Here is a 12,030-nt window from a genome sequence, read left to right on the forward strand (position 1 = left end):
CATTAAGTGAAAGTTTCAGCTCGTCGCAAAGCCCGTGAACTCGCCCTACAAGGTGTGTATTCATGGCAAATGAGTCACAACGATATTCAGCAGGTTGAGCTGGCGCTAGCCACCAGTAACGACATGCAAAAAGTAGACATGGCGTATTTTCAAGCCTTGCTTCGCGGTGTTGCACACAATGCAAGTAAACTTGACGCAACTATTAAGCCTTACCTCGGTCGTTTGCCAGAAGAGTTAGACGCTATTGAAAAAGCCATCTTGCGCATTGCGACGCTGGAACTGACCGAGCGCATTGACGTACCTTACCGCGTAATTATTAATGAGGCGATTGAGCTTGCTAAAGCGTTCGGTGCTGAAGAAAGCCATAAATTCATTAATGGTGCACTGGATAAAGCAGTGCGCACATTGCGCAAAGACGAGCGCGACTAACCTTACCGTGGCGGCATGAACTGCCACTAAAAGGGTTCCAAAATTACTGTGAAAGAATTTGATCTTATCGGCCGCTACTTTTCAAACAGCGGCCACAAACGCAAAGACGTTGTTATTGGTATTGGTGATGACTGTGCTGTAACAACGGTTCCTGAAAACCAACAGCTTGCCGTTACCACTGATACCTTGGTTGCAGGTGTGCACTTTCTAAAAGACGCACCAGCTAAGTCTGTGGCGTATAAAACGGTGGCGGTAAACTTAAGCGATCTTGCCGCAATGGGGGCAGAGCCTGCTTGGATTAGCTTATCTCTATCACTGCCGGAAGTGGACGAAGCGTGGTTAGATGACTTTGTCTCAGGCCTTTACGAGCTTACTCAGTATTATTCTGTGCAGCTTATCGGTGGCGATACAGTGAAAGGCCCAATGGCGTTCACTATAACAGCCCAAGGCTTCATACCCCCAGGTTCTGAGCTAACGCGCAGCGGGGCGAAGCCGGGTGACTGGCTTTATGTTACAGGAACGCTTGGTGACGCAGGTGCAGGGTTAGACATTTTGCAAAATAAGCTTAGCGTAAGCGGTGAAGCAAAAGACGTATTGGTCAATCGACATTACTTTCCAACGCCTCGCGTTGCGGTAGGCACTGCTATCCGACGTATTGCAACGTCGTGTATTGATATTTCTGATGGTTTAATTTCAGATTTAGGGCACATTTTAAAAGCGTCTAATTGCGGTGCGAATATTCATGTAGAGCGTTTACCGCTTTCACGAGCGCTAACAAGCGCGGTTGCTCCTGAGCAAGCCATTGAGTATGCGCTATCGGCGGGCGATGACTATGAGCTTATTTTTACCGTAAGTGAAGAGCAGCGTGGAAGCCTGGAAACATCGTTGGCAAGTACGAATGTGAAAGCTACATGTATCGGGCAATTGACGGGGCACAACGGCACACTGTCGTTGCTGAAAGATAATGAAAAGTTTACCCCTACTAACCCGTCAGGTTACGAGCACGCCTTTTAGGCTAAATGTATATCCCACAAAAGCAATAAAAAGGAAGAAGCATGCAGGCTGAATTTCGCGCCAGAGTGAGTATGAAAAATCCAGTGCATTTTCTCGCACTCGGTTTTGGCAGTGGGCTTATTCCTTTTATGCCGGGAACCTTTGGTTCACTCGCTGCGTTGCCGCTTCTTATTGCGTGCAGCCAGATTTCCCTCATTTCCTTTATCGCGCTTACGCTGATATTTTCTGTTGTAGGTATTTACCTGTGCGGGAAGACTGCTGATGATATGCAGGTTCATGATCACGGTTCAATCGTGTGGGATGAGATAGCGGGCATGTTTGTGACTTTTCTATTTGTCCCTATTTCAGCGTCCTCGTTGCTTGTAGGCTTTGTTCTATTCAGGCTTTTCGATATCTTGAAGCCTTGGCCAATAGGTATTATCGATAAGCGCTTACACGGCGGTACAGGCATTATGCTGGATGACCTAATCGCGGGTGCTATGGCGTGCGGTTGTTTACATTTGCTAATGGCGTTTTGGCCTGCTGCGTTAGCACTATTTTAGACCGACGTTTTTTCAATTAAAAAGCCCGCAATAGCGGGCTTTTTAATAACAAGAGGAGATACGTTGAAGCTAGGGATTTTTAAATAGATAATTGGTTTTGTGCCTTCGAGTTTGATAACACATCGTTGGTGTGGAACGAGCAAGGTTTTAAACTAGCTCGTTTGTCCAACACTGTTTACAGCAGCAATAATACCTTCTGCATCCAAACCGTGCTCTTTGTACATTTCTTGCTGTGTGCCTTGCAGTATGAAACTATCTGGCAACCCTAACATCTTCACCGCTTTTAATACGCCATTTTGCTGCAAGTGTTCAAGCACCGCGCTGCCAGCTCCGCCCATAATACAGCCGTCTTCCAACGTAATAAGTGCACTGTGTTCACCAGCTGCTTTTAGCACAGCATCACCGTCTAAGGGCTTAATAAAACGCATATCGATAACCGTGGCGTCAATGGCTTCTGCAGCTTCAAGGGCATAGGGTAATAGACAGCCAAAGTTTAAAATGGCAATGCTTTCTGACTTATCTTTCGACGATTCACGAACCGTGCGAGATTTACCGATCTCAAGCTCAGTCATGGCTTCGTCAGGTGTGATACCCATGCCGGCACCTCGAGGGTAGCGAACAGCAGCGGGTTTTTGTAGCTTGTGACCCGTGTAGAGCATTTGGCGACATTCATTTTCATCTGAAGGGGCCATAACTACCAAATTTGGAATACAGCGAAGGAAAGCGATATCAAACGCCCCCTGGTGAGTAGGGCCATCTGCGCCTACAATACCGGCTCTATCAATGGCAAACAATACGGGTAAGTCTTGAATCGCCACATCGTGAATGAGTTGGTCGTAGGCACGCTGCAGAAACGACGAATAAATAGCAACAACGGCATTCATACCGTCTTTAGCAAGGCCTGCGCCAAACGTTACCGCATGCTGTTCGGCAATGGCAACATCGAAATACTGTTCTGGAAAACGCTGAGAAAACTCAACCATGCCTGAACCTTCGCGCATGGCTGGCGTTACTGCCATAAGTTTGGGATCTTGCGCGGCCATATCACACAGCCATTTCCCAAAGATTGCCGAGTAAGTAGGCGCTGAAGGCTTAGACTTTGGCAACGCGTTATCTGCCGGGTTGAATTTTGGAACCGCGTGAAATTTGATAGGATCTTCTTCAGCAACTGCGTAGCCTTTACCTTTCTTAGTGACTACGTGTAAAAGCTGCGGGCCGTCGAATTTGCGCATATTGCGAAGCGTATCAACTACACCATTAACGTCGTGGCCGTCGATAGGGCCAATATAGTTAAAGCCTAGTTCTTCAAATATAGTACCGGGCACCACCATGCCTTTTATATGCTCTTCAGCACGGCTGGCAAACTCTTTAATAGGAGGTACATTGCTTAGCAGTTTTTTACCGCCATCGCGTATAGAGTTGAAAAAGTTACCTGTAAGTAAGCGCGCTAGGTGGCTATTTAACGCTCCAACGTTTTCAGAAATAGACATTTCGTTGTCGTTAAGTACTACAACCATATCTTTTTTGATATCGCCGGCGTGATTAAGGGCTTCAAAGGCCATACCTGCGGTCATTGCTCCATCGCCAATAACCGCCACTACCTTGCGGTCTTTGCCTTCTTTTTCCGCCGCTACAGCCATACCTAGCGCCGCGCTTATCGACGTGGAGGAATGGCCAACGGCAAAGGTGTCGTAGTCGCTTTCAGGTGGCCAAGGGAAAGGATGTAGGCCATTCTTTTGGCGAATCGTGCTCATGCGCTCTGCGCGGCCGGTGAGGATCTTATGAGGGTAGGCTTGATGCCCTACGTCCCATAACAAGCGATCGAAAGGAGTGTTGTACACATAATGTAACGCGACAGTAAGCTCTACCGTGCCTAAGCCCGAAGCGAAGTGACCGCTAGTTTGGCTTACACTATTGAGTAAATACTCACGTAATTCATCGGCGAGCTCGCGTAATTTATCTTGGGGCAGTAGCCTCAATTTGTCAGGCGTTTGCGCAAGCGCAAGCGTTGGGTAATGTTGGAGATCTAAACTCATGTACTTATTATCTTTTTCAACATGGCGCGTGGCTAGTGGTCGCGTTTTACCAAAAGCTCGCTAAACGCAATTAAACTGTCAGTATTGTAGGGTAAACGCGCCAATGCTTGAAGTGCATTATTGTGAAGCATTTCTAATTCTTGTTTAGCGCCTGACATACCAAGTTTGGCTGGAAACGTATTTTTCCCTAACGCTTCGTCTGAACCCGCGGGTTTTCCTAGCTTTTCGCTGCTGCCTTCAACGTCCAGAATATCATCTTGAACTTGAAAAGCTAACCCAATATCTGCGGCATAGGCCATTAAGTCAATCTTAGTTTGTGAAAGTAAGCCTTCACTAACAATTGCAACCATTTCAACACAGGCTTTCAATAAAGCGCCGGTTTTCAATCTATGAAGTTGCTTTAACGCTTCTAGCGAAATGGTTTCACCTGTACTGGCTAGGTCGATAGCCTGGCCGCCACACATACCTACATAGCCGGCACTTTTTGCTAGGACCGATAATAGTTGACCACGCTTAGTTTCGGCGTACGTACTCAATGGCGCATCCGCTAATACCGTAAACGCAAGCGCTTGCAGCGCGTCGCCAGCTAAAATAGCCGTCGCCTCATCAAAGGCGATATGACAAGTTGGCATACCGCGACGCAAGTCGTCGTCGTCCATGGCAGGCAAATCGTCGTGTACTAATGAGTAAGCGTGCACACATTCAATAGCCATGCTAATAGCCATCTGGTCTTTTTTAGGGACGTCTAAGGTATTGCCCACAACTTGTACCAGCAGGGGACGCATACGTTTGCCGCCAGCAAGCAACGCATGGCGCATGGCGTCTTTCAAGCGTGGCGCGTAGTCGGGTAAATCATCAATTAAAGTAAGAAGAGATGCATCAGTTTGCTGTTTAACTTGCTGATGCAAAGCAGAAAAATTCATAGATTGCCTGTTAGTTAAAAATGAACGATTTACGGTTGTTCACTTTCAGGGAGAGGGTGAAGTGTTTCTTCGCCTTGTTCACTAAGCAGTATTTTTACTTTTTGCTCAGCGTTCTCAAGCGATTGTTGGCCTTGACGGGAAAGTGCAATACCGCGCTCAAATTTCTCTAGTGCTTTATTAAGAGGCAGGTCACCGTTTTCCATTTCGTTAACGATAGCTTCTAGTTCTGATAAAGTTTCTTCAAAAGACGCTGATGCATTTTCTTTCGTCATAAAAACACTCAATATAGTGGCCAAAATACGTATACCGCGCACATTAACCGAGGGTTGAACAAGGGTCAAATGGTTTGTCCGTATATCGCCTATATCACAGTGACATAGCTTTTTTTTCATTCAGTCTCAAAGGCAACATACGAGTAAATTATGCTATATTCGATAAAAGCGCCATTATTCTTATAGAATTGACAATATTATTTACTAAACATAAGGCAAAAGTGACAGGTTCACAGGACGCTAGATGTTTTTATTTTGCAAAAGCCGACAAAGCAGCGCTTTTACATTGAACCTACTTCATAATAAACAAATAAATGTGATATTTTTCAATAATGTCGTTTTAGTATTTCTATCTTTTGCCGATAGGATGTTTGTACACTAACAGCACTGACTGCGCATAAATGGGGAAGAGTGAGTGGATTTAGCAACCGTCATAGGTATGTTGGGCGCCATTGGTTTCATAGTTATGGCTATGATTCTGGGCGGCAGCTTGGGCATGTTCATCGACGTGCAATCAATACTTATTGTATTCGGGGGAACACTATTTGTTGTCTTATCTCAGTTTACTTTGGGGCAATTCTTCAGCGCGGGTAAAGTTGCTGGTAAAGCATTCATGTTCAAAATCGAAACGCCCGAAGAGCTAATTGAAAAAATCGTTGAAATGGCAGATGCTGCACGAAAGGGCGGTTTTTTAGCACTTGAAGAAGCAGAAATTTCCAATGAATTCATGCAAAAGGGTGTAGATATGTTGGTTGACGGTCACGACATTGAAGTGGTTAGGGAAACGTTAGCTAAAGATATCTCGATGACGACCGAAAGGCATGAATTCGGTGCCTCTATATTCAAAGGAATGGGCGACGTGGCACCCGCAATGGGAATGATTGGTACTTTGATTGGCCTGGTTGCCATGCTGTCTAACATGGACGACCCTAAAGCTATCGGTCCTGCTATGGCGGTAGCCCTTCTAACCACACTGTACGGCGCATTCTTTGCCAACGTGGTGTGTTTGCCGATTGCATTTAAGCTAGCGGTAAGAGCTGGCGAAGAAAAGTTAAACCAGAGTCTTGTTCTTGACGGTATTGTGGGGATCGCTGACGGCCAGAACCCACGTGTTATCGAAGGGGTGTTAAAGAACTACCTTGCGGCGAGTAAACGCGGAAGTGCAGAGGAAGAGTAATGGCCGAAGAAGAATGCCCAAAATGTCCCCCCGAGGGGCTTCCAGCCTGGATGGGAACCTTCGCAGACTTGATGTCCTTGCTAATGTGCTTTTTTGTACTTCTTCTTTCTTTTTCGGAAATGGACGTACTGAAGTTTAAGCAAATTGCTGGCTCTATGAAGTTTGCTTTCGGTGTGCAAAATAAAATTGAAGTAAAAGATATTCCAAAGGGCACCAGTGTTATTGCTATGGAATTTCGTCCCGGCAAGCCCGACCCTACGCCTATTGAATCCCTTCAGCAGCAAACCACCGAAATGACTCAGCAAATGCTTGAATTTCAGGCCGGTAATGAAGATTCTGCTGGCGGTAGGCAAAAACAACGTGGAGAGCAGCGGGGCGGTCAATCTCAACAAACTGTTACCGAGTCTTCCTCGTCGGCTGAACAAAGCACAGATCAGTCTCAAATGGCTGAATTAATGAAAAAAGTAGCTCAGCAGTTAGAAAAGCAAATTCTAGATGGCTCGGTGGAAATGGAGTCTTTGGGGCAGCAGTTAACCATTCGTATCCGTGAAAATGGTTCATTTTCAGCAGGCTCAGCCTTTTTGCAGCCTCAGTTCCAGCCGGTATTAAGAAAAATTGGTGCGCTGTTGGCAGATGTTCCTGGAGAAATCGAGATCTCAGGGCATAGTGACGGACAGCACATTGCCAACGAACTATATCGTTCCAATTGGGACCTGTCTGCACAGCGCGCCGTGGCAGTTGCCGAAGCTATGCGTACAGCGCCAGGTTTTGACGAAAGTCGCATGTCAGTAGTGGGTAAGGCAGATACTGCCCCTATTGTAGAAAATGCCACTACACCCGCAGATAGGGCTCAAAATCGCCGTGTTGAGATTAATATTAATCAAGGCAAGCCAATGATATCCAAGCCTATATCAGTTGTAGACGAATAGTGCTTTGACCTACTATCGGCTTCAACATGAAAGCGGCGCTCTAAAAGCGCCGTTTTCATGTTCTGTATGTATCGATAATTAGAATTGTTAAACTCGCGCCACGTCATCTCTGTAATGAGGCTTTGATATAACAAGTTGAACGGTGCTGATCGTTCTTTCCAAAAAACCACCTTCGCAATACTTCAGGTAATAGGTCCACATCCGCATAAAGCGCTCGTCATAGCCATCGTTTAACAGTTCATCCTTTGCAGAAATAAATGCTTCATACCAATGGTTCAGCGTTTTCGCATAATCAATACCAATGTCGTGCAAGTCACGAATCATCATATTGGTATACTTTTTCAGGTGAGCGTTAAGCTGGTGCTGTGACGGTAAGAATCCTCCGGGAAAGATATACTTCTGTATAAAATCGACGCTGTTTGAATAGCTATCGTAACGTCTGTCATCTATGGTTATCGACTGAAGCAACATAAGGCCGTGGTCTTTCAAGAGTGATGAACATTTTTCAAAGAAATTACCTAAAAATTGTTTACCTACCGCTTCAATCATCTCGATAGACACGAGCTTGTCATATTTGCCTTCGAGCAGACGATAGTCCTTTTTAAGTAAAGTGACGTTGTTCTCAAGACCTTCTCGGGCAATCCATTCTTTGGCCCATGCATGCTGCTCTTCAGATATCGTTGTGGTAGTCACACGGCAGCCGTAGTGCTTGGCTGCATAGACAGCTAATCCGCCCCAGCCTGTACCTATCTCCAGGAGATGGTCATGCTCAGTAAGCTGTAATTTGTCGCAGATAGCTTTGAGCTTATAGTTCTGTGCTTCGTTTAGCGTAGCATTTGGGTCTGGGTAGATGGCAGAAGAATACATCATTGTTGGGTCAAGAAAGCGGGTATAAAGCTTGTTGCCTAAATCATAATGCGCCTCAATATTTTTTTTCGCCTGACCTTGCGTATTTCGACGGGCGAAATGTTGGAGTTTATTGAAGGGCATGGTGACCCATTTAAACTTATTTTCCCATTCGTCAAGGGTGGGTAAATTCCTCGCAAACACCCTTACCACCGCAGTGACATCATCACTGTCCCACAATCCATCCATGTATGCTTCACCCGCGCCTACGCTTCCGCCTAGCAATAAACGTCGATAGGCTTGCAAATCTTTAATATTAACAGTTGCGTGTAAATCGCTATCTTCGGTGCCGAAACGCGCAATGACATCGCTGTTTTCTTGAATGGTTAAACTGCCGAAGGGCAGCTGTTTTAAGCACTGTAAGAATAGCGTTCTACAAGCTTTATCTACAAGGGAGACCTCTGAGGTGGTCAGTAGTACAGATTCACCAAAAGACATTGTTATTGTTCCTGACTTTTTTCTGGGTGTGTATACATTGGCGTTCGTTTAAGCAATAGTTTAAGCGCGTGCCAATAAATTCCAGACACAGTTTTTATTGTCATACTGGGTATACGTTTAAGTGCCGCAGTTAGATTCGCATTATCTAAAGTAAATTTAGTTAAATTAATCCCAGCACTGAACTCTTTGTCATCTCTTACACAATCCATCGCAAGTGAAAGTTTAGACGAAGGTTGTGATATCGACCATTTATAGGTCATATCCATGGGATTAAAAGGCGATACATGGAAAGCCTTCGGCGTATCGTCTTGTGTATCTAAGTTAACAAGATAGTGATGGCGCTCATTCCATGGTGTATTACTCACTTCGGCAAGCATATGTGTGTATTCACCATTGACGTTACGAAGGTAATAGAAATTAACCGGACTAAAGTAAAGCCCCCACATCCGCAGTTGACCCAGCATAAAAACGTCGCCGCTTAGCGCTTTACCGTCATTCAATTCGATCATCCTTTGCAATACGGCTTGTTTCAAAGAAATAGAAGCGTCGCCTAAATAGTCTTCTCGCTTGAATCGCACTCTTGCTTTGTTATGCGCGCTAAAATGCTTCAGCGTGTCCGATAGCGCGTTCAGTTCATCACTGTCTAGCTTTAACCAAAACAGATAAATGTCGTAGTCAAACTTGTGTTGGGTAGGCTTGAAACGTTGATGATATACCTTGCCTTTATATATCGCGCTTTCTATCACAGGGCTTCACCAAAACGAGAACAAACGTCTAGTGCACTGGTAACGCCGTCTTCATGAAAACCGTTGTACCAGTATGCGCCACAGAAATGTAGGTTATCGACGCCGCAAATCTCACTTCTTCGTGACTGCGCTTTAACCATGTTGGCACTGTATTGTGGATGAGCGTATTGATAGCTTCGCAAAATACTGTCTTCGTCGATTTCAGGTGTATTATTCAGCGTAACACAATAGGTATTCTCTGCTTCTAATCGTTGGAGAATGTTCATATTGTAGGTGACAGAAGCGGGGCGAGCCTCCTCGCTTGCATCTTCTTTTAAGCTGTAGTTCCAACTTGCCCACGCCAACTTCCTCTTAGGCAATTGGCCTGTGTCTTTATGCATAACCACATCATTTTCTGCATATGGAATATTGCCAAGAATATCTTTGTGCAGTGATGTAGGGGAATGAATCATTTTTAACGCTTGGTCGCTGTGACAGGCAAAAATTACATGGTCGTACGTTGCCACGTCGCCTAACGCATCAGTAACTCGCCATTTTTCTTCGTTTTTAGCTACTGAAACAACCGCCGAAGAGAGTTTTATTTTAGACTTAAATGGCGCGATTAATGGAGGTATGTACTGGCTAGAGCCTCCTTTGATGGTGTACCACTGAGGACGGTCAGTAATGTTAAGCAAGCCATGGTTGTTGAAAAACTGCAAGAAGAACGTTAGCGGAAACTTTCTGGTTTGTTCTAAGCTGCTAGACCAAATTGCAGCGCACATGGGTAAAATATAGTAACGTGCAAAGTCATCGCTTAATTTTAATTCTTTAATAACGTCTTCTAATGTAAGTGAAGAGGTGTCACGGTTTTCAGCGACCATAGCCTTACACGCTTTATTGAACGTTAATATATCTTTCACTATGCGCCAAAACTTGGGCCTCAGGATATTGCGTCGCTGGGCGAACAAGCTGTTTACGTTGTTACCGTTGTACTCAAGGTTTGCCTTTTTACTCATTACAGAGAAGCTCATCTCTGTTGGTTGATAGTCAACGTTTAACTGGCTAATGAGCTTTATAAAATTAGGGTAGGTCCAATCATTAAAAACGATAAAACCGGTATCGATATGGTGAGTTTCGCCATTGTCATCGATTTTCTTTGTTGCAGTATGACCACCTATATAATCATTTGCCTCGTATACTGTGATGTCGTGCTGCCTATTTAGAAGGTGCGCGCAGGTCAATCCAGAAATACCTGTGCCAATAATGGCAATCTTATTATTCATTCTTCTTCTCTTATTGTTTTTCTCTCATTGCCAGCGATAAATGTTTTTGCAGTGACGTTGGCAATATGTGCATAAAGCGCAGAATAAAACCAAAGAACTTGGGGAAGAAAACAGTGTGCTTGTTACTTTCTATTCCTTTAAGCATAGCCGCAGCGGCTTCTTCAGCGCTAATCTTCATTGGCATTTCAAAATCATTTTTATCGGTGAGCGGTGTTTCAACAAAGCCTGGTGAAACGGCCTGCACTTTTACCCCCTTATGGTGAAGGTCGACTTCTAGCGATTTAGTAAAATAGTGGAGGGCAGCTTTGCTTGACCCGTAGGCTTGAGTGCGAGTGAAAGGGAGCAAGCGAGCCATACTGTCTACAATCACCAGCTTGTTGCCACGCTTAAGCGAAGGCAGAAGGGCGTCTACGCAATGCGCTACACCAAAAAAATTAGGTTCAAAAACACGGCGAAACATTTCTGGCTCAAAATCATCAATATCGACATACTCGCAGGTTCCAGCGTTGAGTACAGCAATATCAAACTTAGCCGTTGCTAGCGCCTGTCGAGTTTCATCAAGTTTGGTGACATCGAACTGACATGCGCTTATATTATTGTGCTTACTGAGCTCATCTAGCGAGCCTTTATTTCGACCACACGCAATAACCTGATAACCGTTATTCGCAGCAGTTATTGCTAATGCTTTTCCAATACCCGAGGTCGCGCCAGTAATTAGCATACTTTTCACTTTGCTAGCTTCCCTTTAATTTTTTTAATTACAAAACCTAAGATGGGTACGTGTTCATAGACCATTTCGCCCAAGTCATAATAATCCTTGTGATAAACGATACTGTCATCGCTAACACCAAGTTGCGTCGTGCCATCTAGCGTAATTTGCTTAGCACCATTTTTGAGCGTTAGCGTCATCGTCCAATTTGCGATATGAGTAACGTTGGAGCGACTTGTTGGATACGTTTCTATGCCATTGGCTGAGCATGCAAATATGTCTGCTATGTCAAACTTACAGCTTTCGGCTTGCGTCAATAAGTTGGAAAAATAACGTTTTACTTCATCAATGCCACAGTGAGTAGTGATAGGGTCGACAAATAGTACGTCGTTGGCATATATATGTTCTAGGTCGTCTGGAGAAATTTGACATATATCTGCGTAAACTTTACAAAAGCGACCAATGACGTCCATAGCCTTTCCTTAACTCAAAATTCAAAATCAGATACATATGAGGGCAACGCCAAAACTTGCACATTAAGTCGTTATTTTTAAATTTTTATCGCAAGTCTCTGATCTGAAGTTTGTTAATGTTTTATTTAAGAAATAAATTACATCAATCCTCGCCCTAAAGATCATGTTTCTTCT

The 12,030-nt window shown here is 44.6% G+C and carries 13 protein-coding genes; 5 read left to right on the top strand and 8 right to left on the bottom strand.

Annotation, left to right across the window (positions count from 1 at the left end; translation table 11 throughout):
• Positions 1 to 6 precede the first annotated feature (6 nt).
• Genes nusB through V7R42_RS16135 form a run of 3 tightly spaced genes read left to right on the top strand, consistent with a single transcriptional unit; the run spans position 7 to position 1,985 of the window.
• Positions 7 to 429, top strand: coding sequence for a transcription antitermination factor NusB (gene nusB / locus V7R42_RS16125; RefSeq protein ID WP_012518940.1), 423 nt, complete (start codon positions 7 to 9; stop codon positions 427 to 429).
• A gap of 48 nt (positions 430 to 477) precedes the next feature.
• A complete protein-coding gene (thiL, locus tag V7R42_RS16130; RefSeq protein ID WP_334021240.1) occupies positions 478 to 1,443 on the top strand; it encodes a thiamine-phosphate kinase in 966 nt (321 codons plus the stop codon).
• A gap of 41 nt (positions 1,444 to 1,484) precedes the next feature.
• Positions 1,485 to 1,985, top strand: coding sequence for a phosphatidylglycerophosphatase A family protein (locus tag V7R42_RS16135; RefSeq protein WP_049586604.1), 501 nt, complete (start codon positions 1,485 to 1,487; stop codon positions 1,983 to 1,985).
• 152 nt (positions 1,986 to 2,137) lie between these two features.
• Here the strand turns inward: V7R42_RS16135 and dxs are convergent, their stop codons facing one another.
• Genes dxs through xseB form a run of 3 tightly spaced genes read right to left on the bottom strand, consistent with a single transcriptional unit; the run spans position 2,138 to position 5,336 of the window.
• Positions 2,138 to 4,021 (bottom strand): 1-deoxy-D-xylulose-5-phosphate synthase, encoded by a 1,884-nt coding sequence (dxs, locus tag V7R42_RS16140; protein WP_334021241.1) that lies wholly within the window; start codon positions 4,019 to 4,021, stop codon positions 2,138 to 2,140.
• A gap of 32 nt (positions 4,022 to 4,053) precedes the next feature.
• Positions 4,054 to 4,944 (bottom strand): farnesyl diphosphate synthase, encoded by an 891-nt coding sequence (locus V7R42_RS16145; RefSeq protein ID WP_334021242.1) that lies wholly within the window; start codon positions 4,942 to 4,944, stop codon positions 4,054 to 4,056.
• 29 nt (positions 4,945 to 4,973) lie between these two features.
• Complete coding sequence (gene xseB, locus V7R42_RS16150; protein ID WP_438823663.1) at positions 4,974 to 5,336, bottom strand: exodeoxyribonuclease VII small subunit; 363 nt, start codon at positions 5,334 to 5,336, stop codon at positions 4,974 to 4,976.
• 295 nt (positions 5,337 to 5,631) lie between these two features.
• Here xseB and pomA point away from each other — a divergent pair, with 295 nt between their 5' ends.
• Positions 5,632 to 6,393 (top strand): flagellar motor protein PomA, encoded by a 762-nt coding sequence (gene pomA, locus V7R42_RS16155; RefSeq protein WP_014950082.1) that lies wholly within the window; start codon positions 5,632 to 5,634, stop codon positions 6,391 to 6,393.
• Positions 6,393 to 7,322: a flagellar motor protein MotB gene (locus V7R42_RS16160; protein ID WP_334021243.1), complete on the top strand. Its 930-nt coding sequence runs from the start codon at positions 6,393 to 6,395 to the stop codon at positions 7,320 to 7,322. Before pomA ends, V7R42_RS16160 begins: the two co-directional genes overlap by 1 nt.
• A gap of 87 nt (positions 7,323 to 7,409) precedes the next feature.
• Here the strand turns inward: V7R42_RS16160 and V7R42_RS16165 are convergent, their stop codons facing one another.
• From V7R42_RS16165 to V7R42_RS16185, 5 genes are read right to left on the bottom strand one after another with little or no spacing between them, the layout of a single operon-like run.
• Entirely contained in the window at positions 7,410 to 8,666 is a 1,257-nt protein-coding gene (locus tag V7R42_RS16165) for a cyclopropane-fatty-acyl-phospholipid synthase family protein (RefSeq protein WP_334021244.1), read from the bottom strand.
• 2 nt (positions 8,667 to 8,668) lie between these two features.
• The gene (locus V7R42_RS16170; RefSeq protein WP_334021245.1) at positions 8,669 to 9,412 is read right to left on the bottom strand and encodes a DUF1365 domain-containing protein; all 744 of its coding nucleotides are present in this window, start codon (positions 9,410 to 9,412) and stop codon (positions 8,669 to 8,671) included.
• Positions 9,409 to 10,674 carry an NAD(P)/FAD-dependent oxidoreductase gene (locus V7R42_RS16175; protein ID WP_334021246.1) on the bottom strand — a complete coding sequence of 422 codons (1,266 nt, stop codon included), beginning with the start codon at positions 10,672 to 10,674 and terminating at the stop codon, positions 9,409 to 9,411. Before V7R42_RS16175 ends, V7R42_RS16170 begins: the two co-directional genes overlap by 4 nt.
• Before the next feature lie 10 nt (positions 10,675 to 10,684).
• Positions 10,685 to 11,404 carry an SDR family NAD(P)-dependent oxidoreductase gene (locus V7R42_RS16180; protein ID WP_334021247.1) on the bottom strand — a complete coding sequence of 240 codons (720 nt, stop codon included), beginning with the start codon at positions 11,402 to 11,404 and terminating at the stop codon, positions 10,685 to 10,687.
• Positions 11,401 to 11,856 carry a nuclear transport factor 2 family protein gene (locus tag V7R42_RS16185; RefSeq protein ID WP_334021248.1) on the bottom strand — a complete coding sequence of 152 codons (456 nt, stop codon included), beginning with the start codon at positions 11,854 to 11,856 and terminating at the stop codon, positions 11,401 to 11,403. Before V7R42_RS16185 ends, V7R42_RS16180 begins: the two co-directional genes overlap by 4 nt.
• Between the last annotated feature and the right edge of the window lie 174 nt (positions 11,857 to 12,030).

Source organism: Alteromonas sp. S015 (assembly GCF_036864485.1).
Classification (GTDB): domain Bacteria; phylum Pseudomonadota; class Gammaproteobacteria; order Enterobacterales; family Alteromonadaceae; genus Alteromonas.